Genomic DNA, 24,105 nt, shown 5'->3' on the forward strand with positions numbered 1-24,105 from the left:
CCCGATGTCCGGATACCGGACGTCGGGTGTTGCCGGGACTGAAGCAGAGCAAAGGCTGCGGTGCTCGCCTCGCCCGCCGCACGCCGGCGAGGCGAAGCGGAGCCCGGTGCCCGGGGGCGAGTTCCGAGCGGTCCTAGGAGATCTCCTCCGCCGCCAGGGTCAGCCGACGGTCCGACTGCTCCCGTACCCGCCGGGCGGCGTCGCCCTCGGCGAAGAGGTCGCGCAGGTCGGCGAAGGCCGGTTCCGGCGGCGACAGCGGCACCGCGGCGTCCACCACCGCTTCCAGTACGCACGGCCGGTCCGCGGCCAGCGCCTCGTCCCAGGCCGCGCCGACCAGCTCGGGCCGGTCGACCCGGACGCCGTGCAGGCCGAGCAGCCGGGCCCAGCCGGCGTACGGCACGTCGGGCCGTCGCCGGGCCGGATCGCTGACCGGTTGGCGCCCACCGCCCATGCCGGAGTGGTCCCGGTTGTTGAGCACCAGCACCACCAGCCGTGGATCGCGCCACTCGGACCAGTGATGCGACACGGTGATCAGCTCGGCGAGGCCGTTGAGCTGCATCGCGCCGTCGCCCATCAGCGCGACGACCGGCTGGTCCGGCGCGGCGAGCTTGGCGGCGAACGCGTACGGCAGGGCGCAGCCCATCGAGCCGAGCGTGCCGCAGAGCTGCGCGTTCACCCCGGGCGGCAGCTCCAGATGGCGGGCGTACCAGTAGATGACGGACCCCACGTCCACCGCGACGGCGCCGGTACGGGGCAGCCGCGTGGACAGCTCCTGCAGCACCAACTGCGGGTTCACCGGCTCGGCCGGCGCGGCCGCCCGCTCGGTGGCCTCCCGCCGCCACCGGTCCACCGAGTTCTCCACGGTGGCCCGCCACTGCGGGTTGGGCCGGTCCGGCACCCGGTCGAGCAGCGCGCGTATCGTCTCGGCGGCGTCGCCGACCAGCGGCACGTCGACCGGGTAGCGGGTGCCGATCCGCCGGCCGTCGATGTCGATCTGCACCGTGCGGACCTGCCCCGGCATCGGGAAGTAGTCGGTCCACGGGTCGTTGGTGCCGATCAGCAGCAGCGCGTCGCAGCCGCCCATCAGCTCGGCGGCGGCGGGCGTGCCCACCTCACCGAGCACACCGGCGTGGAACGGCAGCCGCTCGTCGAGCACCGGCTTGCCGAGCAGCGAGGTGGCCACCCCGGCGCCGAGCCGGTCGGCCAGCGCGATGATCTCGTCCTCGGCGCCACGCCCGCCCTGCCCGACCAGGATCGCGGTGCGCTGGCCGCTGCCGAGCAGCTGCGCGGCGGCGGCCAGGTCCACCTCGTGCGGAAGCACCCGGGCCAGCGGCTCGCCGGGCGTGGCGGTGAAGACGCCGGCGGCGTGCGGTTGCAGGTCGGGCACGGCGGAATCCAGCACCTGCCGGGGCAGCACCACGCAGACCGGGCTGCGGGTCGCCGCAGCGGTACGGAACGCCTGGTCGAGCAGCGTCGGAACCTGCCCGGGGCTGCGCGCGTAGCGGACGAACTGGTTGCACACGTCGCCGAAGAGCCGGCTGAGCCCGATCTCCTCATGGGCGCCGCCGAGCGGGCCGGAGACGTCCTCGCCGACGATCGCCACCACCGGCTTGCTGTCCAGCTTGGCGTCGTAGAGGCCGTTGAGCAGCTGCACCGCGCTCGGCCCCTGGGTGGCGAGGCAGACGCCGATGCCGCCGGTGAACTTGGCGTGCCCGGTGGCCATGAAGGAAGCCGTCTCCTCGTGCCGGGCCGGGATGAAGGCGGGGTCGCCGCCGGAGCGGTCCAGCGCGGCGATCACCGGGGCGATCGCCTCACCCGGATAGCCGAACGCCCGCGGCACCCGCCAGGCCCGCAGCCGGTCGACCACCAGGTCGGCCACCGTGCGCTCAGCCATTGCCCCGCCCGGGGGTGCTGGCGTCCGCGTACCGCAGCACCGCGCCGACGCCGTCGACCAGCTCCGGGGCCTCGTCGGCACCGAGCACGGTCAGTTCGGCGTTGGTGCCGACCAGCGCCCGCACCAGCGCCGCGTCGGCCCGTACCCGCTGCGGGTCGGTGATCGACATCGCGGCGAGCTGCCCCGGGTCGACGGCGATCTCGGTGGGCTCCGGGCCGATCCACAGCTCGCCGTTGGCGGACGGGTCGTCCACGATCAGCATGGTGTCGACCTGGTTGCGCTGCAGCGCGGCGACCACGGCGTCCAGGCCCGCGCCGACGTCCTCCTGCATGCCGAACTTGTCCAGGGCGGCGTTGATCCGCTGGTCGGCCACCTCGGCGATGGTCTGCACGGTCAGGTCGTCCAGCAGCGTCTGGTCGGCGCCGCCGGCCCGGGACCCGGCGTCGGTACGTACCACCAGGTCCTGCCAGCGTTCCGGCATCTGCGCGGCGATCATTCCGGTGGCCCGTACGTCGCCGGCCACCACCACCACGTCGGCGCCGACCTTCTCGGCCAGCTCCACCGTCGCGGCGGTCACGTCGCCGGCGTTGTGGTGCCACGCCTCCATCGCCGCCCGCTGGTAGCGGGACTGCGACCAGCCGCCGGGTTGCACCCGACGCAGCTGGTACTCCTCCCGCCCGACGATGTGCGCCCGGCGTGGAACCCCGCCGGCGCTCACCGCCATCGCGTCGGCGCCGGTGCGGTCGGCCAGCACCCGCACCCAGGCCACCTGCTCGCCGCGCTGGGCGAGCAGCGGCATCACGTGCGGCAGCTGCGCGTACGAGGCGAGATCGCGCATCGGCGGGGCCGAGAGGTACTCGGTGAGCACCACCTGTCCGCGGGTGGCGAAGACGGCGAGCCCGTAGTCGCCCGCGATCGGGTCGTGGCCGCGGATAACCCGGTCCAGCGCGGCGCGCGTGGGTTCGTCGGCGCCCTGTTCGGTCAGTTGACTCTCCAATGCCCGCCAGCGCAGGTCGAGCGCCGGATGGGCATCGTGCGTGTCGGCCGACGCGTCCAGATATACCGAGCACCACGGCCCGGGTCGGTCGTAGAGCGGGCGCAGGAAGGACAGCTGCATGCTCGACCCCTTTCCAGCTCGGCCCCCCGCTTACCCGTGCCGTCCCGGATGTCACCTGGCCGATCGTGAGCGCGTGACCAGGTTTCATTCACGCCGTTCAACCCATGTCGTCGATACCATCAGTGAACGGATCAGGACTCTCGGTGGTGGACATGGACAGCGGACTCGATACCCGGCGGATCGCGCATCCGACGGAACGGATCGTCACCGGCCGGGTGGTCCGGCTGCTCGACGGCTACTCCCGGGAGGTGTCCGTCGGTCAGCCCGTGCTGGTCGCGGTGCTCGCCGCGGCGGGCGTGGCGGGGCTGCTGATGCTGCTGGTGCGCTCGGTGCTGCCCGGCGGCGGGAGCGGTGCCCGGCGGCGCTGGAAGGAGCTGCGCAAGGGCCCGGAATACCTGGTCACACCGTTGCGGTTGCGCGACACCACCGGTCGGCTCTGCGAGGTCGAGCTGCACGGTCACCTGCCGCAGAGCGCGCTGCATCCGGCCGACCACGTGCAGATCGCCCTGCGCCCGCAGCGGGATCCGGAGCTGCCGCCGCGCATCGAGCGGATCGTCAACCTCACCACGGGACAGCTGCTCACCCCGCGTACGGCGACGCTCTGGACCCACCTCGGCCCGCCGCTGCTGCTCCAGGCGATGCTCGGGGCGCTGCTGTTGCTCGGCATCGCCGCCTGGTCCGCGCTGCGCTGACCGGGATCGCCGTCGTACGCTTCGGGCTCACGGTGCCGACCGCACCGTCCCGAGGAGAGCCATGCCGATCCCCCCACCCGTCGCCGACCCGTCGGAGGCGTCCACGGCCGGCGGCCGACCGCCCTCGGCCCCGCTCACCGCCGCGAAGCTGGTCCGGCTCGGTCCCGTCATTCCGGTCGTGGTGGTGGACCGCGCCGACGACGCCGTTCCGCTGGCCCGGGCGCTGCTGCGCGGCGGGGTCCGGACCATGGAGATCACCCTGCGCACCGCCGCCGCGCTCCCCGCCCTGCGGGAGGTGGCCGCCGAGGTGCCGGAGATGGTGGTGGGCGCGGGCACCGTGCTCACCCCGGAGCAGGTCACCGAGGCCGGTGAGGCCGGGGCCCGGTTCCTGGTCAGCCCGGGCGCGACCCCCCGGCTCGCCCGCGCCGCCCTAAGCTCGGGGCTGCCCTTCCTGCCCGGCGCCGGCACGGTCAGCGAGATGCTGGCACTGGCCGAACTCGGCCTGAGCACGATCAAGTTCTTTCCGGCGGCGGCGAGTGGCGGCCCGGCCTACCTCGCGGCGCTGGCCCAACCGCTGCCGCACGTCACCTTCTGCCCGACCGGCGGCATCTCCGCGGCGAGCGCGGGCGAGTGGCTGGCCCTGCCCAACGTCTCCTGCGTGGGCGGGTCGTGGCTCACGCCGGCCGCCGCGGTCCGGGCCCGGGACGAGGCGACCGTGACGGCGCTCGCCCGCGAGGCCGCGGCACTGGGCAAGGCCGACCCGACGGCCGACTGACCTGCTGGCGACGTCCGCCACCGGCCGCGACATCGAACTGCCGGCTCAGCCGACCAGGGCCGGGCCCGGGGCCGCGCGGGCCGCTCGGGTTCAGCCCACCGGGGCCGGGTCGCGCCGGGTCGGGGCCGGCGCGGCGCCGAGCATTCGCCGGCGGCGGGCCCACCGCTCGTAGGCCAGGGTGGCGAACGGCGGCACCGCGCAGGCCAGGGCCACCCCGGTCGCCAGCAGGCTCCACCGTTGCCGGCGGGCGACGGCGAGGACCAGCACCAGGTACGCCACGAAGAGGCCGCCGTGGATCGGGCCGAAGATCTTGACGCCCAGCTCGTTGCCGGGCGGACCGTACTTCACGACCATGCCGACGAGCAGGCCGAACCAGGAACAGGCCTCGGCGATCGCCGCCACGACGAACAGCCCGGTCAGCTTGTCGCGCATCCCCACCACCACCCTCTCGGGCCGCCATGCTAGCCGGGACGGGTCGGCCCGCCGGTACGGACCCGCCGGAGGCGACGGGGATCACCGGGGCCCGGGCTGGGTAGAGAAAGGCGCAGACGGGTCTTCCCCCGCCAACGGTGGCGTGCGAGGTTAGGAAGACCAGCGGTGACGGGGTGGTGACCATGGGCGAGGAAGTCGGCGCGCGAACCTTCAGCCGGGAGGATCGGGCCCGCTACCGGGACAAGGTGCGCCGCTGCCTGGACGTCTTCGCCGAGATGCTGCGCGAGTCGCGCTTCGACGTGGACCGCCCGATGACCGGGCTGGAGATCGAGCTCAACCTGGTCGACGAGCAGTCGCAGCCGACCATGCGCAACGCCGACGTGCTGGCCGCCGTCGCCGACCCGAGCTTCCAGACCGAGCTGGGCCAGTTCAACGTCGAGATCAACGTCGCGCCGCGGCGGCTGACCGGCACCGGCACCGCGGAGTTCGAGGAGCATGTCCGCGCCAGCCTTAACGCCGCCGAGGAGAAGGCCCGCAAGATCGGCGCGCACATGGTGATGATCGGCATCCTGCCGACCCTGCGGCCGGAGCACCTCACCGCGCACACGCTCTCCACCAACCCCCGCTACGAGCTGCTCAACGAGCAGATCTTCGCCGCCCGCGGGGAAGATCTGCGGATCGCCATCAACGGGGTGGAGCGGCTGGCGGTCACCGCCGACACGATCACGCCGGAGGCTGCCTGCACCAGCACGCAGTTCCACCTCCAGGTGAGCCCGGCCCAGTTCGCCGACTACTGGAACGCGGCCCAGGTCGTCGCCGGCATCCAGGTCGCGCTGGGCGCGAACTCGCCGCTCTTCTTCGGCCGGGAGCTGTGGCGGGAGACCCGGATTCCGCTGTTCCAGCAGGCCACCGACACCCGCTCCGAGGAGATCAAGGCGCAGGGCGTACGGCCGCGGGTCTGGTTCGGCGAGCGCTGGATCACCAACGTCTTCGACCTGTTCGAGGAGAACGTCCGCTACTTCCCGGCGCTGCTGCCGGTCTGCGACCCGGAGGACCCGGCCGAGACGCTCTCGGCCGGCGAGGTGCCGAAGCTCGCCGAGCTGCGGCTGCACAACGGCACCGTCTACCGGTGGAACCGGCCGGTCTACGACGTGCTGCGGGGCCGTCCGCACCTGCGGGTCGAGAACCGCGTGCTGCCCGCCGGCCCGACCGTGCTGGACACCATCGCCAACGGCGCCTTCTATTTCGGGGTGGTCCGGGCGCTGGCCGAGTCCGACCGGCCACTGTGGTCGCAGATGTCGTTCAGCGCGGCCGAGGAGAACTTCAACGCCTGCGCCCGCTACGGCATCGACGCGCAGGTGTTCTGGCCGGGCCTCGGCTATCTGCCGGTCACCGAGTTGGTGCTGCGCCGGCTGCTGCCGATGGCCCACCACGGGCTGGACCGCTGGGGGCTCGACCCGCACGAACGCGACCGGTTGCTCGGCATCATCGAGCAGCGCTGCCTGACCGGGCGCAACGGGGCGACCTGGCAGGTGGAGACGCTGCACCGGCTGGAGTCGGCCGACCACCTGGACCGGCCGGCGGCGTTGAGCGAGGTGGTGCGGCACTACGTGGACCTGATGCACAGCAACCGCCCGGTGCACGAGTGGCCGCTGCCCTGACCCTCGTCGCGCGGCCGCTTCTCCCGCGTCGCCGAGCAGCCGGGGCGGGTCAGGCCCCGCGACGGCGCCCGCCGCCCTGAGCCGGCCCGGTCAGGCCGCGGGCCGGTCCCACGGCGACGGGTCGTCACGCAGCCGGCTGTAGAGGTGCCCGTCGTGCCATCGGCCGGCCCGGAACTCGCAGGCGCGGACAACGCCCTCCAGCCGGAAGCCGGCCTTCTCCAGTGACCGCTGCTCCGCGACGTTCTCCGGGTGGGTGCCGGCCTGGATGCGCTGCGCGGGGCTGTGCGCGAAGAGGTAGTCGCAGATCAGCGCCTGGCGCGCCACCCGATGCCCCGTCCGCGCCACTGCGGCAGCAGGGCGATGCCGATGTCCCGGTAGCCGGCCTGCCCGCCGTAGCGGCCGGCCCGGTAGCTGACAAACCCGGTGGCGGCCGCTTCCGGGTCGACCTAGACGATCAGCCGGCCGTCGTCCCCGCCGAGCCAGCCGTCGGCGGCGAACCGGCGGGCCGGCGCGCCGGCGTCCCGGATGCCGGCCCAGTCCAGGCCGATCAGGCCCGGTTCGGTGGCGAAGCGCCGGAAGATGCTCAGGTCGGGCTCGGTCACCGGCCGCAGCCGGACGGTCGTCCCGTCCGCCTCGTGCGCGATGCCGGTCAGCGGCGCCGGCGGCTGAGCACCCTCCACCCTGGACACGCTAGCCGCTCACGCACCGGGCCGTCGCCCCGCCGGCCGGACGCAGTCGCCGTCACACCGTGAGCAGGACCTTGGTGCACTCGTCCTGCTTCTTCTGGAAGATCTTGTAGCCCTTCGGGGCGTCCTTGAGCGGCATCCGGTGGCTGACGATGAAGCTCGGGTCGATGTCGCCGCGCTGGATCCGCTCCAGCAGCGGCCGGGTGTAGCGCTGCACGTGGCACTGCCCGGTGCGCAACGTCAGCGACCGGTTCATGAACGCCCCGATCGGGAACTTGTCGATCAGGCCCCCGTACGCGCCGACCACCGAGACCACCCCGCCGCTGCGGCAGGCCAGGATCGCCTGGCGCAGCGCGAAGGGCCGCTCGGTCTCCGCGTGGACCGCCTGCTTGGCCCGGTCGTACGCGTAGATCGCGGCGTTGCCGTGGTGCCCCTCCATGCCGACGGCGTCGATGCACGCGTCCGGGCCCCGCCCGGCGGTCAGCTCGTTGAGCGCGTCCAGGACGTCGGTGTCCTCGTAGTTGATCGTCTCGGCGCCGGTGTGCTCCCGGGCCAGCGCCAGCCGATACGGGTACCGGTCGATGATGATGACCCGCTCGGCGCCGAGCATCCGGGCGCTGGCCGCGGCGAGCAGCCCAACCGGGCCGGCGCCCCAGATCGCGATCACGTCGCCCGGCCTGATGTCGCACATCTCGGCGCCCATGTAGGCGGTCGGGAACACGTCGGCGAGCAGGACCGCCTGGTCGTCGGGCACCTCGTCGGGCACCTTGATCGGCCCGACGTCGGCGAACGGCACCCGGGCGTACTCGGCCTGGCCGCCGGCGTAGCCGCCGAGCAGGTGGGAGTAGCCGAAGATGCCGGCCGGCGAGTGACCCATGATCTTCTCGGCGATGCCGGCGTTCGGGTTGGAGTTCTCGCAGACCGAGTAGAGGCCACGCTGGCAGGAGGTGCAGTGCCCGCAGGCGATCGGGAACGGCACCACCACCCGGTCACCGACGCGCAGGTTGCGCACCTGCGGGCCGACCTCGACCACCTCGCCCATGAACTCGTGGCCGAGGATGTCGCCCTTGCGCATGGCGGGGATGTAGCCGTGGTAGAGGTGCAGGTCGGAGCCACAGATGGCGGTCGTGGTGATCCGTACGATCGCGTCCCGGGCGTTCATGATCGTGGGATCGGGCACGTCGACGACCTTGACGTTCTCCTTGCCCATCCAGGCGGTGGCCCTCATCGTCTTCCTTCCTGCCGTGCGGCGCTCAGCGCCGGTGACCGTTGGGCAGCGGCTGGGCGGGGCGCTGCATGACCTGCTGCCGCGCCGAGATGCCGTCCGGGCTGCCTTCGGAGCGGACCACCTCTCCGGTCTCCAGCACCTGCTTGAACCGGCGCAGGTCGTCGCGGACCTGCTGCTCGGGCGCCTCGCCGAAGAGCTTCGCCACGGCCCGGCCGAGCGAGCCGGCCGGCGGCGCGTAGCCGAGCTGCACCCGGACCTCCGTGCCCCGGTCGCCGGGTGCGGGCTGGAAGCGGACCCGGCCGGCGTTCGGCACCCGCGCGCCGGGCATCGACCGCCAGGCGATCGACCGGTTCGGCTGGTCGTCCAGGATCTCCGCGTTCCACTCGATGAGGCGGCCGGCCGGCCCGCGGGCGGTCCAGTGCGACCGGCGCAGGTCCTCGGCGCGCACCGACTCCAGGTGCGACATGAAGCGGGGCAGGTTCTCCACGTCCCGCCAGAACCGGTAGGCCTCGGCCGGCGACCGGTTCACCGTCACCCCGACGTCGATGCGGATCATCCGGTCCCGGGATCGGCGGGCGCGCGACGCGCCGAGCGCGGCGAGCACGTCGACGGCGGTGATGCCGGCGATCACGGCGGTGGTGGCGGCGACGCGTTTCCGCCGGTCGCCGCTCCGGTCCGCGAGGGCCCGGGCGAGCAGGGTCAGGTCCATGGCGTCGCCGGCCACCCGGCTCCAGGCCCAGCCGGCCGTCCGGCGGCCCGCGATAAGCCCGGCGGCGTGGCCGAGTTCGCGGGCGCCGACGGCCGGGATGATGGCACGGGCGGTGGGCGAGTCGTCGACACCGGCCAGTTCGGCGAGCCGGCCGGGCGCGGCGAGGGCGCCCACCCCGAGGACGAGGCTCAGCCAGCCCACGGCCCGGGCCAGGAGCGGCTCCCGGATGGGGGAATCCAGCTCGGGCAGGAGCACTCCGTCGATGCGGTTCACGTCGGTAACCTCCGCGCAGCGCGGGGCCGCCGGCGGACCGGCGGCGCGGCGGTGACGCCGCCACCGTGACGCTATGCGGTACGACGTGTCGGCAAGCCCGATTCAGCCGAGAATGTCCAACCGCATCCCGCTGCGCCAACTCCGAGCATCCGCCCGGCCGGTCCCGCCCACCTGGTCGGCACGTGGGACCACCCGCGAGCTTGCAAGATCGTGCTCGATCCACGATGTAGTGGCATCGCCATTAGCAGGAGGCCACTACATCCCGGATCGAGCGCGATCTTCGCGGCGGCCGTCGCGCTCCCGAAAGTCCGGCGGGGACGTGGGCGGCAGGCGGCAGGCGGCAGGCGGCAGGCGAGGATTCTTCGGCGCTTCCGGGTGACGACGGCGGACTTGACGCCGGCTCGGCTGCCGGTCGAGCCCTACTATTCGCGACAGACGCCCGGATTGTCCGAGCATCAGCCGCTTTGAGCACGGAGGGCAGATGGCACCGACCCGCGCACTTCGGACGCTGATCGCCAGCGGCGTGGTCGTCCTCGCCCTCATCGCACCCGGCGCGTCCGCCTCTCCGCCGAACGCGACCTCGGCCGGCGGCGCCACGGCCAGCAGGCCGCTCGGGCCCGACGAGCCGGGCGACACCACGGCCAGCGGGCCGCTCGGGCCCGACGAGCCGGGCGACACGACGGCCAGCGGGCCGCCCGGCCCCGACGAACCCGGCGGTACGGCGCGCGGCAAGCCGCCCGGCCCGGGAGAGCCGCGCCCGCCGCTACTGCCGGCGGACTTCCGGGGCACCGGCCGGTACATCGTGCGCGACCTCGGCATCGACGTGCCCTTCACCTGGCAGGGCCGGAACGGCGACAGCCAGATGATCGCCGGGGGTCCGGAGCATCCGATCTGGTTCACCAACCTGATCTACCGGAACACGCTCTACACGCTGACCTACAAGTGGCCGAACATCCCGCTGGACCCGCCGCGCCCCTGCGATCGGTTGGGGTTCTTCAACCGGCAGATGTTCAACGACCTGCTGAAGACCGCGCGGTTCGTCGGACCGGAGATCCTGCAGGGGCAGAAGGATCGCCGCGTCGACCATTGGCGGGTCGGCATCGTCGGCGGCTTCACCCAGCCGGGCGAGGTCTTCCGGTTCCCGATCGCCCTGGGCGATGTCTACGTCGACCAACGGAACCCGAGCCAGTGGTGGCAGGTGCTGCAGTTCGGCTTCCAGAACCTCTTCGATCCGGCGCTGGACGAGTGGTTCACGATGAGGACCTTCACCCACCAGCCGGGGCAGGTCACGCTCCCCGATCGGTGCCCGCCACCACTGTGACCTCGGCGCCCGTGCTCAGGTCTCGTCGCGGACCAGCCTGATCAACCGGTCGAGGACGCGGCCCTCGCTCACCCGTAGGCCGTCGTGCTCGTACTCGTTGGTGATCCAGGGGCGCAGGCCGTGCACCGAGCGCGCGGTGGCCAACGAGTCGTCGGTGTCGACGTACATGTCGTCGTGGTAGACGGCGGCGGCCACCGGCACCTCGTTGCGGGCCAGTTGCCGCGGGTCGTACAGGTCGGGCCAGTTCTCGCGGGCCGCCAGCAGCTCGGCCACCTCCCGCAGCGGGGCCAGCGCCGGATCGGTCCCGAACATCCAGGGGTAGATCATCTCGCCGGTCAGCAGCACTGGCCGGTCTCCCGCCAGCGCCCGATCGGCGTCGAACTGCGGGAACTCGGCGCGTACCGCCTCGGCCGCCCATCCGGTGGCGTGCGGCGACACCGAGCGCTGGCCGTAGATCGACTCGTGCAGCAGGGCGTAGAGCGGGCGGCCCGCGTACGAGAGGTGGCCCTGGACCTCGGCGAGGAACGAATCGGCGAGCCGGCGCTCGGGCATCCCGGGCAGGAAGGCGTCTTCGAGCAGGTAGTGCAGCGCGTGTGAGCCGCTGCCGGTGCCCAGCATGGTGCCGATCGCCTGGAACGCCTCGGCGGTCAGCAGCCCGCCGCCGGGCAGCCGCACCTCCCGCTCCCGCAGGTGCCGCAGTACGGCGTGGACGGCTTCGACGTCCTCCGGGTAGCGGGCGTAGTGCGCCGCGACCTTGCGCTGCACGCGCGGGTAGGCGGCCCGGTAGACCTCCTGCGCCGTGCTGCGCGGCCCGGGCAGGCCGCCGGTCACGAAGGCCTCGCGGACGCCTTCCGGCGCGTAGGACAGGTAGGTGAGGGTGCAGAAGCCGCCGTAGCTCTGGCCGAGCAGGCTCCACCGCACGTCCTCGCCGAGCAGTTCCCGGCGAATCAGCTCGCAGTCACGGACGATCGAGTCGGCCCGGAAGTGCGCCAGGTAGTCGGCCTGCGCGGCGGCGTCCCCGCGCAACGGCAGCGTGTGCCGGTCGGCGGGGGTGGAACGGCCGGTGCCGCGCTGGTCCAGCAGCAGCACCCGGTAGTCGTCCAGCGCCCGGTCCAGCCAGCTGTCCCGGCCCACCGGGCGCGGCGACCGCCCGCCGGGGCCGCCCTGGAGGAAGAGCAGCCAGGGCAGGGGGTCGCGTTCCCGGCCGGCGGCCACGACCTCGCGGGCGTACACCTCGATCCGTTCGCCGGCCGGGTCCGCGTGGTCCAGCGGTACCCGGAAGCTGTGGTCGGTGATGACGGTGCCCGGATGGCGGTAGGTCGGCACGGGTTCCCTTCCCGGAAGACGCCTCGACGCGCTGGCGGCTACGAGAATTCTGGCCGACCACCGGAACCTTCTCCGCAGCCCGTTGGTGGGAGTGGGTGGAGAAGGGGGGTTGACGGTGTCTGACGGTGATCTGATCGCCGAGCTCTACGCCGGCTGTTTCCGCCGCCTGGTGGTCCAGCTGTACGCGGTGACCGGCGACCTGAGCGAGGCTCAGGAGCGCGCAGCATCGACCGGGGCCACCTGGACGAGCGTCGCGCCCGGGTATGCCTGGCTGTTCGGACGGGACGACGGATCGACCGGCGAGCGGGGCACTTCCTGATGACCACGGACGCGAAGAGCTGGAGCCGCTTCACGCTCGCGCCCTGAGCAGCCGCGCCGCCGACGGCGAGGTGCGGAGCGGCGGCCCGTCGGCTGGGGAACACCCTCGGGAGCCTCCCGGCGTCCTGGCGGAGTCGACCTAGCCGGTGCCGCGGATCTTCGCCAGTTCCGCGGCGAACTCGGCGTCGGTGAGCGCACCGTGCTGGTGCTGCCGGGTCAGGGTGTGGATGTCGCGACTGAGTGAGGGCCCTGCCAGCCACGCATGCCGCCACGGTGAGCGGGGGCGTCCACCAGGTACGCGCCCCGGTGTTCGGCTGGCAGCCGCCGACACGGAGTTAGCCGCCTCGTCCAGCGGGTAGCCGGCAGGCGCCCCTACCAGCGCCTGGAGAGATCGGATGACGGCGACCAGCGACTTCTTCGAGCGGTTGACGGTTGCTGGCCAGGATCAACGGCTGGGCAACGTGTCCGGGAGTGTGCGGTTCGACATCCGGGACGGAGACCGCGTGGAGCAGTGGCAGCTCGACATCGATCACGGCCGCATGCGGGTGACGCGGGACGGCGGCCCCGCCACGACCGTCATCAGGGTGTCCGCCCAGGTCGCGGAGGCGATGGCGCGGGGAGAGGTGAACGGCCTGGCCGCGATCACCCGGGGCGAGATCCTGGTCGACGGGGACCTCGCCCTGGCGCTGCGGATCGGCCGGCTGTTCCCACGGGCACCGGATCAGACCGCTCCCGACGGCGGGACGTAGCCAATGAGGGACATCCCCGGCACCGTGTCGTGCCTCGACGGCAACACCTTCATCGTGTCGGACGCCAGTGGCGACGTGGAGTCGTCGAGCAGTACGCCGGTCGGGCTGTTCGCCGCCGACACCCGCTTCCTGTCCCGCTGGGTGCTCACCCTCAACGGCGAACGGTTGAACGCGCTGTCGGTGGACGACATGCTGTACTACGAGGTCACGTTCTTCCTGGTGCCGGGCGGGGCGGTCGACTACGTGCAGGCTGATGTCTCGGCGATCCGGCGCCGTCGGCTCGGCCCGGACCTGACCGAGTCGTTGACGATCTTCAACTACGGTCAGCAGGACGTCGAGCTGGACGTACGGCTCGACGTGGCGGCCGACTTCGCCGACATCTTCGAGATCAAGTTCGACCTCCACGACAAGGCCGGCAGTCACTACACCCACGTCGGCGCAAACGAACTGCGGCTGGGCTACGGGCGCGCAACGTACCGGCGCGAAGTTTCCGTGACGGCCAGTGAGCCGGCCACGTTCGACGCGCAGGGGCTTCGGTTCACCCCCCGGCTGCAGCCCGGAGAGCAGTGGTCCACCCAGTTGCAGGTGGTCATGCGCGCGCTGCGCCCGGACGGTTTCGATTTCCGGTCCACCCTGCGGGCGCTACGGCCGGACGAGTCCACCCTGCCGGCGAGCGTGCAGGCGTGGGTCGCGGCGGCCCCGACCCTGGACACCGAGAACACCGCGCTACAGCAGGTGTACCGCCGCAGCCTGGTGGACCTGGCGGCGCTGCGCTTCGCGCCGCTCTCGCTCGGCGGCGCGAGCGTGCCGGCGGCCGGGCTGCCCTGGTTCATGACCCTGTTCGGCCGGGACAGCCTCTTGACCTGCCTGCAGACCCTGCCCGTCACCCCGTCGCTGACCCCGCCGACGCTGCGGATCCTCGCCTCGCTGCAGGGCGCCCGCACCGACCACGTGCTGGAGGAGGATCCCGGGCGGATCCTGCACGAGTTGCGCTACGGCGAGTCGGCCGCGTTCGAGGAGCAGCCGCACTCCCCCTACTACGGCACGGTCGACGCCTCACCACTGTTCGTGGTGCTGCTCGACGAGTACGAGCGGTGGAGCGGCGACACCGCGCTGGTGATGGAGTTGGAGCAGGAGGCCCGCGCGGCTCTGGCGTGGATCGACCAGTACGCGGACCTGATGTCCACCGGCTACATCTGGTACGAGCGGCGCAACCGCGCGACCGGACTGGAGAACCAGTGCTGGAAGGACTCGTGGGACAGCATCTCCTACGCCGACGGGAGACTGCCGGCCTTCCCGAGGGCCACGTGCGAGACCCAGGGGTACGCCTACGACGCCAAAATCCGCGGGGCCCGGCTGGCCCGTACCGTCTGGGGCGACCCCGGCTACGCCGACCGGCTGGAACGCGAGGCGGCGGCCCTGTACGACCGCTTCAACCGGGACTTCTGGCTCGAGGATCGTGGCTACTACGCGCTCGCGCTCGACCGCGACGGCACCCCCGTCGACAGCCTCTCCTCGAACATCGGTCACCTGCTGTGGAGCGGCATCGTGCCGCCCGAGCGGGCGCCGCGGGTCGTCGAGCACCTGATGGGTCCGGCGCTCTTCTCCGGCTGGGGAGTGCGTACCCTCGCCGAGGGGCAGGGACGCTACAACCCACTCGGCTACCACAACGGCACGGTGTGGCCGTTCGACAACTCGTTCATCGCATGGGGCCTGCGCCGTTACGGCTTCACCAGCGAGGCGGGCCGCATCGCCGAGGGCATCCTCTACGCGGCCACCTACTTCCAGGGGCGGCTGCCGGAGGCCTTCGGTGGGTTCGACCGCTACACCACCCGCTACCCGGTCCGGTACCCGACGGCCGGCAGCCCGCAGGCGTGGTCCAGCGGAGCGTCGATGCTGCTCCTGCGGACCATGCTCGGCATCGATCCGCACGAGGACCATCTCGCCGTGGCCCCCGCGCTGCCGGCCGCCTTCGAGCGGATCGCGCTGCTGGACATCCCCGGCCGCTGGGGCAAGGCCGACGCCTTCGGCCGCCGCCGCCCCGACCAGCCACACGGCTGATCCGCGTTCCCGGCGGCCAGGTCGACGCGATCTCCCGGCGAAAGTGGGTGCCGGCCGACCGGTCATCGGGTCAGGCCGACCAGCGTCGCCAGTCGCGCCACGCCGGCCCGCGCCGGGTGACCCCGGGCGACCTCGGCGATCACCGTACGCGCCGACGGCCGGCACCGGACCTCGGCCGGCGCGACGCTGTCCGCGCGCCGTCGGGAGGTGCGTGACATGGCCCTGGGCGATCTTGCAGCGCGTTGCCGGGTTCGCGGGAGCGCTGTTCAGCTCGACGGGATGTATCTGGTATTCACCAGCCCAGTGCCGGCTCGCCCATGACCTGGCCCCCTATTGCTGCGGCAAGGCCGTGCGCGAGCTTCGGTTGTGCGGGGTGGACGTGTACGTAGACACTGTGGCCCGCTGGTGCTGGAGCGTGCCACAGTTCGGCGCCGTTGATGGCGAGTTCAAACCCGCAGCGGTTGTGCTCGCTTGGCCAGCACGTGTGCCACGAGATCGATGCGGGATCCGTGTTCGCGGCTGCGAGGATGGTGTCAGCCGAGGTAGTCGGCAGCGGGTATTCGGGTGTGGAAACCTCAGCGCCGATCGGTGGCAGTTGACGGAGTGCTGCCACGACCTCGGTCGTCATGTCCGTGAGGAGGTACCCGCTGCCGTCACGGTGCTGCCTCGGTCGGTCGTGAGGCGGTAGACGTGGCTCCAGAATGTCCTCTACCTGACCGAGCAAGTACGCCGGGATGGATAGGGACAGCAACGCGGGTCCAACGCTCAGGTACCGGCCGAGGTCATGGGTGTTGGTCTCTGCTCGGGCGCTGACGTCTTGTGGGCAGCGGCAGGCGATCGACCGGTGGCCCAGTAGACGCTGGGCCATCGCATACGCGACGTCAAGGTCATCACTGGTGTGTATCCGGTAGACAGCCGAGTTCCCCATGGATCGCAGTCTCTCAGCCGGGGGCACGGAAATCCGAGCAGCTTTCTTGGTACGCGCCGATCTGAGTCTGCACGCGCGATACGGCTGCTACGCACCATGCTCATCCCCGCCGCAGCTCCGTCGAGTGTCGCCCACGTCCTGAGACCGACGTGTCACGTCGCGGCCGGGGCAGACGCTGGCTGAATTTGCGTGCTGATGTTACGCGTTAGCCCGGCGGAGGCGTTCGGCTGCCTGCGCCCGCAGCGCATCGCCGCCCGCCGGGGTGCCACCGCACAGTGCCATCTCCCGGGCGTTGTACGCAGCCATCCACAAGCTGGCCGCCCATGCGATCTCCAGCTCCACGGCCGTGAACAAGCGCCCTCGAATGTCTTGATAAGCCACCAGGAACGCCTCGGAGCCTTGGATCGGCGCCAGCGTGGGCGGCCCGGAACTGGCGAACGACCCGCTCGCCGCTCCCACCAGCGCCGCCTCTGGCTGCCACGCCAGGCTGTCCCAGTCGTGCACCGCCCACACCTGCCAACCCTGCCACCGCAGGTTCTGCGCCTCGAAGTCGGCGTGGCCGAGCACGCACGGCAAGCCGGCGGCCAGCAGCCGCCCCCGGGCCCGCTCAGCCGTCTCAACGATGTGCTCGGGCACGACGATCTGGTCCCGGCTGTCGAGAAAGTCGATCGCCGGCCACACCCCAGAATCGGTGTGGTCCCACCGCACCCAGGGCGGATTCGGAAGCGGCGGCGCGACGGTCACGCCGGCAAGTTCGCCCATCAGTCGGGCGAACACCTCCGCGCAGCGCATGGCTATGCCCGGCGAGTCCCCGTGCAACACCTCGCCGGCGGGCCGCAATTCTTCGGCGTGCACGGCCAGCGCACCGACACCGACCACCGGCGTGAGCGGCCGGGCACACGGAAACCCGCGCTCGGCCAACCGGGCCTGTGCCGCGACGCACGACGCGGCCCGGCCGTCGTCGGCGCGCGCCTTGACCACGACGTCCCTGCCACCGGCCAACCGCAGACCGAACACCATCGAGACCTGTTGCGAGTGGAACAGCACGCCGGCGGGTTCGCCGCCTAGATGGTCAAGACACCAAGCCGGCAACCAGTCCGGCAGCTCATCCAACGGCACACTCTGGATTGTCCGGATCCGCCGCGATCCGCGTCCATCCTCCTACCAAGCGCATCGACCTCGACCTCATAGCGCCACGATCGCCGCCGTCTCTGCCGGTAGCTCGATCCGGTCCCGCATCACCGTGACGCCCTCCCCCGTGGCCAGCAGCACCCGCCGTGCCACCCCCGGCAGCGAGATCCCCTGCGCCCGCCCGGCCAGGTTCGCCACCACCAGCGTCTCGCCGCGCCGCATCAGCAGGAACTGGTCGCCGTGCCGGACCTCGACGCTGTTCAGCCGCGGGTCCGACAGGTCGGCCCGGCTCTTGCGCAGCGCGATCAACCGCCGGTAGAAGTCGAGCATCTCCCGGTGTTCGGGCTTGTCCAGCTCGGCCCAGTCCAGCCGCGACCGCAGGTACGTCTGCGGGTCCTGCGGGTCCGGAACGTCCCCCTCCGGCCAGCCGTGCGCGGCGAACTCCCGCCGCCGGCCGGTGGCCACCGCGGTGGCCAGCTCCGGCTCCGGATGCGAGGTGAAGAACTGCCACGGCGTCGAGGCCGCCCACTCCTCCCCCATGAACAGCATCGGGGTGAACGGGGCCGTCATCAGCAGCGTCGCTCCGACGCGCAGCAGGGCCGGCGAGAGCGAAGCCGAGATCCTGTCGCCGGTGGCGCGGTTGCCGATCTGGTCGTGGTTCTGCAGGTACGCCACGAACCGGTGGCCGGGGGTGCGCTGCCGGTCGACCGGGCGGCCGTGCTGGCGGTTGCGGAAGCTGGACCAGGTACCGGTGTGGAAGAAGGCGCCGGTGAGCACCTCGGCGAGGGTTTCCAGCGAGCCGAAGTCGCCGTAGTAGCCCTGCCGCTCCCCGGTGAGCAGGGTGTGCAGCGCGTGGTGGGCGTCGTCGTTCCACTGGGCGTGCAGGCCGAAGCCGCCCGCCTCGCGCGGGGTGATCAGTTTCGGGTCGTTGAGGTCGGACTCGGCGATCAGCGACAACGGGCGGTTGAGGTGGGTGGCGAGCGACTCGACCTCGATCGCCAGCTCCTCCAGCAGCGGCACCGCCCGGGTGTCCGGCAGGGCGTGCACGGCGTCCAGGCGCAGCCCGTCGACGTGGTAGTCGCGCAGCCACATCAGCACGCTGTCGATGATGTAGCGGCGCACCTCGTCGGAGTGCGGGCCGTCCAGGTTGACCGAGCGTCCCCAGGTGTTGCTCTGCTCGGCGAGGTAGGGCCCGAACCGCGGCGCGTAGGCCCCGGAGGGCCCGAAATGGTTGTAGACGACGTCGAGAATCACCCCCAGCCCCTTGCCGTGCGCGGCGTCGACCAGGCGTTTCAGCCCGTCGGGGCCGCCGTAGGGCTGGTGCGGCGCATACCAGCAGACCCCGTCGTAGCCCCAGTTGTGCTCGCCGTTGAACGCGTTGACCGGCAGCAGCTCGATCAGGTCGACGCCCAGCTCGACCAGGTGGTCGAGGCGGTCGATGGCCGCGTCGAAGGTGCCCTCCGGGGTGAAGGTGCCGACGTGCAGCTCGTAGAGGACGCCGCCGGGCAGCTGCCGGCCGGTCCACGACCCGTCGGTCCAGTCGAACGCGGCGTGGTCGTAGCGCCGGCTCGGCCCGTGCACCCCGGCCGGCTGCCAGGGCGACCGGGGGTCGGGCAGCGGGGTTTCATCGTCGTCGAGCAGGAAGGCGTAGTCGGTGCCGGGGCCGACGCCGGGTACGTCCACCCGCCACCAGCCGTTGGGGCCGGCGGCCATCTCGTGGTCGGAGTCGCCGGTCAGTCGTAGTCGGACCCGGCTGGCCTCAGGGGCCCACACCGTGAACTCGGTCATGACGCAGCCTCCACGGACTCGTTGGTGGGAGCCAGCAGCGCGACAGGGTAGGTGGCCAACAGGTCGGCCAGAGAGGTCTCCCCGCCACTGTAGACCCGCCCGGTGAACAGGTCCGTCATGTTGTTAACGGGAAGCGACAGGACCGTGTCACGCCAGCCACCGGCCCGGGCCAGCCGCAGCGGCAGCCGGGTGGCGACCGCGACCGCGCCGCCGCGGTCGAAGGCCACCGCGTGCCGCCCGGCCGGCCCGTGCGCCGGTACCGGCCGGTAGCCGGTGAACAGTTCGGGCCGGTCGCGGCGCAACCGCAGCGTCCGGGAGACCACCAGCAGCTTCGCCGCGCCGACCGCGTCGACCGGCGGCTGCCAGCCGCTGTCGAGCCGGGTCAACAGCTCCCGGCGTACGACGAAGTCGACCGGGCGGCGATTGTCCGGGTCGACCAGCGAGTTGTCCCACAGCTCGGTGCCCTGGTAGGTGTCCGGCACCCCGGGCATGGCCAGCTGCACCAGCTTCTGCCCGAGGGAGTTGGACCAGCCGGCCGGGGTGATCTCGTCGGCGAACGCGGTCAGCTCGGCGTGCAGCCTCGGGTCGTCGTACATCCGGTCGACCACCGCGTGCATGGCCCGCTCGAAGGCCGGGTCGGGGTCGGCCCAACTGGTCGACGTGGACGCCTCCCGGGCGGCCTTCTCCACGTACGCGTGCAGCCGCTCCCGCTCGATCGGCCAGGCGCCGGCGGCGGTCTGCCAGAGCAGGTGCGCGAAGGCCGGGTCGGGCAGCTCCGCGGCGGCCATCCACCCGGTGACCCGCTGCGCCCACTGCTCCGGCAGCTCGCTGAGCACGGCGAGCCGGGCCCGGACGTCCTCGCTGCGCTTCGTGTCGTGGGTGGAGAGCGTGGTCATCGCGGCCGGCCAGCGGACCTGCCGGGCGGCGACGAAGCGGTGGAACTCCGCCGGCGGCACCCCGAAGTGGGCGGGGCTGCCACCGACCTCGTTGAGCGCCACGAACCGGCTCCACCGGTAGAAGGCGGTGTCCTCCACCCCCTTGGCCATCACCGCGCCGGTCAGCTGCGGGAAGCGCCGGGCCAGCTCGTCGTCGGGGTCGCGCAGCCGGCGGGTGACCGTGTCCAGCGCGCCGGCCAGGTCAGGGCGGCGCCGGCCGGCCTCGGAGCGGGCGGCGGCGAGGTGCCGAGCCCCGTGCGGCGGGTAACCCCGGTAGACGGCGAAGGCGGCGGCCAGCTCGGCAAGCGCGGCCCGGGCCGCCTCGGACGGTACCTCGGGGGCGAGCGCGGCCAGCCGGGTCAGCTCGGCGGCGAGCAGCCGGGTGGCGGCGGCCAGCTTGGTGGCGTGGGTGATGTCCTCCCATGAGGTGTGCCGCCCGACCAGCCGGGTGTCCAGGGCGGTGAAGTCCCCCTCGGCGTCCGGGTCGACGAAGAGCCCGCTGACCGCCGCGAGGGCCTCGTAGCCGGTGGTGCCGTCCACCGGCCAGTCCGGCAGCTCCTCGCCGTACTCGAGGATCTTCTCCACGACCAGCCACTGGTCCGGCGCGGCAGCGCGCAGCCGAGTGAGGTAGCCGGCCGGGTCGCGCAGCCCGTCGGGGTGGTCGACCCGGATGCCGTCGACCTCGCCGGCAGCGGCCCAGCGCAGGATCTGCTCGTGGGTGGCGGCGAAGACCGCCGGGTCCTCCACCCGCAGCCCGGCCAGGTCGGAGACGGCGAAGAACCGGCGGTACGTCAGCTCGGCGTCGCCGCGCCGCCAGGAGACCAGCTCGTAGTGCTGCCGGTCGTGCACCTCGCGCGGGCTGCCGTCGCCGGTGCCGTCAGCGACCGGGAAGCGGTGCTCGTGGTAGCGCAGCTCGGAGTCGACCAGCTTCAGGTCGTCGAGGGCGTCCGGCGCGTCGGCCAGCACCGGCAGCAGCAGCCGGCCCCGGTCCCAGTCGATGTCGAACCAGTCGGCGTACGCCGAGGAGCGGCCCCGGGCGAGCACGTCCCACCAGGCGGGGTTGGCCGCCGGCACGGCCACCCCGGCGTGGTTGGGCACGATGTCGACGACCAGGCCCAGCCCGGCGGCGCGCAGCGCCCGCAGCAGCCGCTGCCGGCCCGCCTCGCCGCCCAGCTCCGGGTTGACGGCCCGGTGGTCGACCACGTCGTAGCCGTGCGCGGAGCCGGGGGTGGCGGTGAGCAGCGGCGCGCTGTAGAGGTGGCTGACGCCGAGGTCGGCGAGGTAGCCGGCGAGGCCGGCGGTGGCGTCCAGGTCGAAGCCGGGACGGACCTGCACCCGGTAGGTGGTCCGGACCGGGCCGGTCGGGGTCGACGAGTCGGGCTGAGGGGTGGCAGCCATGTCAGATCGTCCTCTCCAGCACCACCAGGGAACGGTCCGGCACCCGCAACGTGCCGCCGGCGCTGATCACGGTGACGTCGCCCGGTTCGGGTTCGGCGGTGCTGATCACCCGTTCCCACTTCTGGCCGTACTCGCTGCCGGGCAGGGTGAAGTCCAGCGGCGCGTCGTGGGCGTTGAAGCAGAGCAGGAACGACGCGTCGTGGTGGCGCTGGCCGTACTGGCCGCGCTCGCGGATGCCCTCGCCATTGACGAAGAGCGCCACCGAGCGGCCGAAGTCGTTGCCCCAGTCCTCGCCGGTCATCTCCCGCCCGTCCGGGGTGTACCAGGCCAGGTCGGGCAGCGGGCCGTCGACCTCCCGGCCGCCGACCGGCAGGCCGGTGAAGAACCGGCGGCGGCGGAACACCTGGTGCCGGGCCCGGAACGCGGTCAGCGTCCGGACGAACTCCAGCAGCTGCGAGTCGGCGTTCTCCCAGTCGACCCAGGCCAGCTCGCTGTCCTGGCAGTAGGCGTTGTTGTTGCCCCGCTGGCTGCGACCCAGCTCGTCGCCGTGGCCGATCATCGGCACGCCCTGCGACAGCACCAGGGTGGCCAGGAAGTTGCGCCGTTGCTTGGCGCGCAGCGCGAGCACCGCCTCGTCGTCGGTGTCGCCCTCCACGCCGCAGTTCCAGGACCGGTTGTGGCTCTCGCCGTCGCGGTTCTCCTCGCCGTTGGCCTCGTTGTGCTTGTCGTTGTACGACACCAGGTCGTGCAGGGTGAACCCGTCGTGGACGGTGACGAAGTTGATGCTGTGGAAGGGGCGCCGCCCGTCGTCCTGGTAGAGGTCGGCGGAGCCGGAGATCCGGGAGGCGAACTCGGCGAGGGTGGCCGGCTCGCCGCGCCAGAAGTCCCGCACGGTGTCGCGGTACTTGCCGTTCCACTCGGTCCACAGCGGCGGGAAGTTGCCCACCTGGTAGCCGCCGGGGCCGACGTCCCACGGTTCGGCGATCAGCTTGACCTGGCTGACCACCGGGTCCTGCTGGACCACCTCGAAGAAGGTGGAGAGGCGGTCGACCTCGTAGAACTCCCGGGCCAGGGTGGCGGCGAGGTCGAAGCGGAAGCCGTCGACGTGCATCTCCTGCACCCAGTAGCGCAGCGAATCCATGATCAGCTGAAGCGAGTGCGGGCTGCGCACGTTGAGACTGTTGCCGGTGCCGGTGTAGTCGACGAAGTAGCGCCGGTCCTCCTCGCTGAGCCGGTAGTAGCTGGGCGCGTCCACGCCCTTGAAGCTCAGCGTCGGCCCGAGGTGGTTGCCCTCGGCGGTGTGGTTGTAGACCACGTCAAGGATGACCTCGATGCCGGCGGCGTGCAGCGCCTTGACCATGCCGCGGAACTCCTGCACCTGCTGGCCGAGCCGGCCGAGCGCGGAGTAGCCGTGGTGCGGGGCGAAGAAGCCGATGGTGTTGTAGCCCCAGTAGTTGCGCAGCCCCAGGTCGACCAGGCGGTGGTCGTGCACGAACTGGTGCACGGGCATCAGCTCGATGGCGGTCACCCCGAGCTTCGTGAGGTGCTCGATCATCGGCGGGGAGGCGATCCCGGCGTACGTGCCGCGCAGCTCCTCGGGGATGTCCGGGTGGCGCATGGTCAGCCCACGCACGTGCGCCTCGTAGATCACCGAGTGGTGGTAGGGGGTGCGCGGCGGCTTGTCGTTGCCCCAGTCGAAGTAGGGGTTCACCACCACGGACTTCGGCATGAACGGCGCCGAGTCGGTCTCCGACATCCGCTCCGGGTCGCCGAGGTCGTAGTCGTAGACCGCCGGGTCCCAGCTCACGTCGCCGTCGACCGCCTTCGCGTACGGGTCGAGCAGCAGCTTGTGCGGGTTGCAGCGCAGCCCGTTCGCCGGATCGTAGGGGCCGTGCACCCGGTAGCCGTAGCGCTGTCCCGGCTCGATCCCCGGCAGGTACGCGTGCCAGACGTAGGCGTCCACCTCGCGCAGCTCGACGCGGAGCTCGGCGCCGGTGTCCCACTCGTCGAAGAGGCAGAGTTCGATCCGCTCGGCCACCTCGGAGAAGATGGCGAAGTTGGTACCCATTCCGTCGTACGTGGCGCCGAGGGGGTAGCGCTCGCCCGGCCAGACCTGCATGTCGCTCCTTCGGTTCTGATCATGAGCGCACCGCATCATGAGCGCACCGGACGGCGGGCCGGACAGTGCGTACGGCGGTAATGCCCCGCGTCCGGTTCGGCCAATCCATCCTTCCAGGCGGTGCCCGAAAAACGGCCGGTCTGCGCCCGGACGGGACTGTCAGGTGTCGTCCGTCACCTTGGCCCGTTTTCGAGATGCGATATCGGGCCGGATGGCCTTTCCTTGTTCAGGGGCGCGCGTCGGCGCACGTCCCTCCTCGGCCCTCGGCCCACCCACGATTTCCCGCTCTGCCGCCACTGGTGTCGGCGCGTACGACCCTGCCTGTACGGAGAAAGATGTGACGACCCTCCGGCTCGGCGACCAGCTCGCCACCGCCCCGGACCGCGCCTGCCGACCCACCCTCACCCGGACCCAGATCCCGACTTCCGGCCCGGCCGGCGTCGCGCCGCCGTCGCGGCGCATCCTGATGCTGTCGTGGGAGTACCCGCCGGTGCTCGTCGGTGGCCTCGGCCGGCACGTGCACGCCCTCTCCGTCGCCCTGGCCGCCGCCGGCCACGAGGTCAC

At 72.3% G+C, this 24,105-nt stretch carries 22 protein-coding genes; 8 read left to right on the forward strand and 14 right to left on the reverse strand.

Features of this window, described 5'->3' with window-relative positions:
* Positions 1-133 precede the first annotated feature (133 nt).
* Entirely contained in the window at positions 134-1,894 is a 1,761-nt protein-coding gene (locus AB0C04_RS30775; protein ID WP_357061563.1) for a thiamine pyrophosphate-binding protein, read from the reverse strand.
* Positions 1,887-3,011, reverse strand: coding sequence for a Vms1/Ankzf1 family peptidyl-tRNA hydrolase (locus tag AB0C04_RS30780; RefSeq protein WP_357061566.1), 1,125 nt, complete (start codon positions 3,009-3,011; stop codon positions 1,887-1,889). Before AB0C04_RS30780 ends, AB0C04_RS30775 begins: the two co-directional genes overlap by 8 nt.
* A 143-nt stretch (positions 3,012-3,154) precedes the next feature.
* On the opposite strand from AB0C04_RS30780, the gene AB0C04_RS30785 reads away from it, so the two are divergent.
* Both AB0C04_RS30785 and eda read left to right on the forward strand, forming a co-directional pair.
* Positions 3,155-3,703 carry a hypothetical protein gene (locus tag AB0C04_RS30785; protein ID WP_357061614.1) on the forward strand — a complete coding sequence of 183 codons (549 nt, stop codon included), beginning with the start codon at positions 3,155-3,157 and terminating at the stop codon, positions 3,701-3,703.
* 61 nt (positions 3,704-3,764) lie between these two features.
* Positions 3,765-4,478: a bifunctional 4-hydroxy-2-oxoglutarate aldolase/2-dehydro-3-deoxy-phosphogluconate aldolase gene (gene eda, locus AB0C04_RS30790; RefSeq protein WP_357061568.1), complete on the forward strand. Its 714-nt coding sequence runs from the start codon at positions 3,765-3,767 to the stop codon at positions 4,476-4,478.
* Between the two features lie 90 nt (positions 4,479-4,568).
* Here eda and AB0C04_RS30795 read toward each other — a convergent pair whose 3' ends face one another.
* Positions 4,569-4,910: a DUF3817 domain-containing protein gene (locus tag AB0C04_RS30795; protein ID WP_357061570.1), complete on the reverse strand. Its 342-nt coding sequence runs from the start codon at positions 4,908-4,910 to the stop codon at positions 4,569-4,571.
* A gap of 182 nt (positions 4,911-5,092) precedes the next feature.
* On the opposite strand from AB0C04_RS30795, the gene AB0C04_RS30800 reads away from it, so the two are divergent.
* Positions 5,093-6,571 carry a glutamate--cysteine ligase gene (locus AB0C04_RS30800; protein WP_357061573.1) on the forward strand — a complete coding sequence of 493 codons (1,479 nt, stop codon included), beginning with the start codon at positions 5,093-5,095 and terminating at the stop codon, positions 6,569-6,571.
* Positions 6,572-6,661: 90 nt separating this feature from the next.
* Here the strand turns inward: AB0C04_RS30800 and AB0C04_RS30805 are convergent, their stop codons facing one another.
* From AB0C04_RS30805 to AB0C04_RS30820, 4 genes are all read right to left on the reverse strand, one after another.
* On the reverse strand, positions 6,662-6,895 hold the full coding sequence (locus tag AB0C04_RS30805; RefSeq protein WP_357061575.1) for a GNAT family protein: 234 nt from the start codon (positions 6,893-6,895) through the stop codon (positions 6,662-6,664).
* 122 nt (positions 6,896-7,017) lie between these two features.
* On the reverse strand, positions 7,018-7,251 hold the full coding sequence (locus AB0C04_RS30810; protein ID WP_357061577.1) for a hypothetical protein: 234 nt from the start codon (positions 7,249-7,251) through the stop codon (positions 7,018-7,020).
* A 61-nt stretch (positions 7,252-7,312) separates the two neighbouring features.
* Complete coding sequence (locus tag AB0C04_RS30815) at positions 7,313-8,485, reverse strand: zinc-dependent alcohol dehydrogenase (protein ID WP_357061579.1); 1,173 nt, start codon at positions 8,483-8,485, stop codon at positions 7,313-7,315.
* 25 nt (positions 8,486-8,510) lie between these two features.
* Positions 8,511-9,467, reverse strand: a complete 957-nt coding sequence (locus tag AB0C04_RS30820; protein WP_357061581.1) for an SRPBCC family protein — start codon at positions 9,465-9,467, stop codon at positions 8,511-8,513.
* A gap of 481 nt (positions 9,468-9,948) precedes the next feature.
* Between AB0C04_RS30820 and AB0C04_RS30825 the strand changes: the two genes are divergently transcribed.
* Entirely contained in the window at positions 9,949-10,788 is an 840-nt protein-coding gene (locus AB0C04_RS30825) for a hypothetical protein (RefSeq protein WP_357061584.1), read from the forward strand.
* Positions 10,789-10,803: 15 nt separating this feature from the next.
* On the opposite strand, the gene AB0C04_RS30830 is transcribed toward AB0C04_RS30825, so the two are convergent.
* A complete protein-coding gene (locus AB0C04_RS30830) occupies positions 10,804-12,114 on the reverse strand; it encodes an alpha/beta fold hydrolase (protein ID WP_357061586.1) in 1,311 nt (436 codons plus the stop codon).
* A 115-nt stretch (positions 12,115-12,229) separates the two neighbouring features.
* Here AB0C04_RS30830 and AB0C04_RS30835 point away from each other — a divergent pair, with 115 nt between their 5' ends.
* From AB0C04_RS30835 to AB0C04_RS30845, 3 genes are all read left to right on the forward strand, one after another.
* Positions 12,230-12,433: a hypothetical protein gene (locus tag AB0C04_RS30835; protein WP_357061588.1), complete on the forward strand. Its 204-nt coding sequence runs from the start codon at positions 12,230-12,232 to the stop codon at positions 12,431-12,433.
* 394 nt (positions 12,434-12,827) lie between these two features.
* Positions 12,828-13,181 (forward strand): SCP2 sterol-binding domain-containing protein, encoded by a 354-nt coding sequence (locus AB0C04_RS30840; protein ID WP_357061590.1) that lies wholly within the window; start codon positions 12,828-12,830, stop codon positions 13,179-13,181.
* A gap of 12 nt (positions 13,182-13,193) precedes the next feature.
* Entirely contained in the window at positions 13,194-15,242 is a 2,049-nt protein-coding gene (locus AB0C04_RS30845; protein WP_357061616.1) for a glycogen debranching N-terminal domain-containing protein, read from the forward strand.
* 62 nt (positions 15,243-15,304) lie between these two features.
* On the opposite strand, the gene AB0C04_RS30850 is transcribed toward AB0C04_RS30845, so the two are convergent.
* The 6 genes from AB0C04_RS30850 to glgX form a co-directional block, all read right to left on the reverse strand.
* Positions 15,305-15,460, reverse strand: coding sequence for a hypothetical protein (locus AB0C04_RS30850; protein WP_357061592.1), 156 nt, complete (start codon positions 15,458-15,460; stop codon positions 15,305-15,307).
* Positions 15,461-15,534: 74 nt separating this feature from the next.
* Positions 15,535-15,870: a hypothetical protein gene (locus tag AB0C04_RS30855; RefSeq protein ID WP_357061595.1), complete on the reverse strand. Its 336-nt coding sequence runs from the start codon at positions 15,868-15,870 to the stop codon at positions 15,535-15,537.
* A 498-nt stretch (positions 15,871-16,368) separates the two neighbouring features.
* A complete protein-coding gene (locus AB0C04_RS30860) occupies positions 16,369-17,289 on the reverse strand; it encodes a hypothetical protein (protein ID WP_357061597.1) in 921 nt (306 codons plus the stop codon).
* Positions 17,290-17,355: 66 nt separating this feature from the next.
* Positions 17,356-19,089 (reverse strand): malto-oligosyltrehalose trehalohydrolase, encoded by a 1,734-nt coding sequence (treZ, locus tag AB0C04_RS30865; protein ID WP_357061599.1) that lies wholly within the window; start codon positions 19,087-19,089, stop codon positions 17,356-17,358.
* Complete coding sequence (gene treY, locus AB0C04_RS30870) at positions 19,086-21,422, reverse strand: malto-oligosyltrehalose synthase (protein ID WP_357061602.1); 2,337 nt, start codon at positions 21,420-21,422, stop codon at positions 19,086-19,088. The genes treZ and treY overlap by 4 nt, the downstream gene beginning before the upstream one ends.
* A 1-nt stretch (position 21,423) precedes the next feature.
* Entirely contained in the window at positions 21,424-23,541 is a 2,118-nt protein-coding gene (glgX, locus tag AB0C04_RS30875; RefSeq protein ID WP_357061604.1) for a glycogen debranching protein GlgX, read from the reverse strand.
* 337 nt (positions 23,542-23,878) lie between these two features.
* Here glgX and AB0C04_RS30880 point away from each other — a divergent pair.
* On the forward strand, positions 23,879-24,105 hold a 227-nt coding region (locus AB0C04_RS30880; RefSeq protein WP_357061607.1), incomplete at its 3' end, for a glycogen/starch synthase.

The organism is Micromonospora sp. NPDC048909, assembly GCF_040649635.1.
Classification (GTDB): Bacteria; Actinomycetota; Actinomycetes; order Mycobacteriales; family Micromonosporaceae; genus Micromonospora.

Bases quoted from the DNA above. Each gene is read 5' to 3' on its own strand.
- treY (WP_357061602.1), bottom strand. From the start codon at position 21,422: ATGGCTGCCACCCCTCAGCCCGACTCGTCGACCCCGACCGGCCCGGTC.
- AB0C04_RS30815 (WP_357061579.1), bottom strand. From the start codon at position 8,485: ATGAGGGCCACCGCCTGGATGGGCAAGGAGAACGTCAAGGTCGTCGAC.
- AB0C04_RS30795 (WP_357061570.1), bottom strand. From the start codon at position 4,910: ATGCGCGACAAGCTGACCGGGCTGTTCGTCGTGGCGGCGATCGCCGAG.
- AB0C04_RS30850 (WP_357061592.1), bottom strand. From the start codon at position 15,460: ATGTCACGCACCTCCCGACGGCGCGCGGACAGCGTCGCGCCGGCCGAG.
- AB0C04_RS30800 (WP_357061573.1), top strand. From the start codon at position 5,093: ATGGGCGAGGAAGTCGGCGCGCGAACCTTCAGCCGGGAGGATCGGGCC.
- eda (WP_357061568.1), top strand. From the start codon at position 3,765: ATGCCGATCCCCCCACCCGTCGCCGACCCGTCGGAGGCGTCCACGGCC.
- AB0C04_RS30775 (WP_357061563.1), bottom strand. From the start codon at position 1,894: ATGGCTGAGCGCACGGTGGCCGACCTGGTGGTCGACCGGCTGCGGGCC.
- AB0C04_RS30855 (WP_357061595.1), bottom strand. From the start codon at position 15,870: ATGACGACCGAGGTCGTGGCAGCACTCCGTCAACTGCCACCGATCGGC.
- AB0C04_RS30780 (WP_357061566.1), bottom strand. From the start codon at position 3,011: ATGCAGCTGTCCTTCCTGCGCCCGCTCTACGACCGACCCGGGCCGTGG.
- AB0C04_RS30840 (WP_357061590.1), top strand. From the start codon at position 12,828: ATGACGGCGACCAGCGACTTCTTCGAGCGGTTGACGGTTGCTGGCCAG.
- glgX (WP_357061604.1), bottom strand. From the start codon at position 23,541: ATGCAGGTCTGGCCGGGCGAGCGCTACCCCCTCGGCGCCACGTACGAC.
- AB0C04_RS30825 (WP_357061584.1), top strand. From the start codon at position 9,949: ATGGCACCGACCCGCGCACTTCGGACGCTGATCGCCAGCGGCGTGGTC.
- treZ (WP_357061599.1), bottom strand. From the start codon at position 19,089: ATGACCGAGTTCACGGTGTGGGCCCCTGAGGCCAGCCGGGTCCGACTA.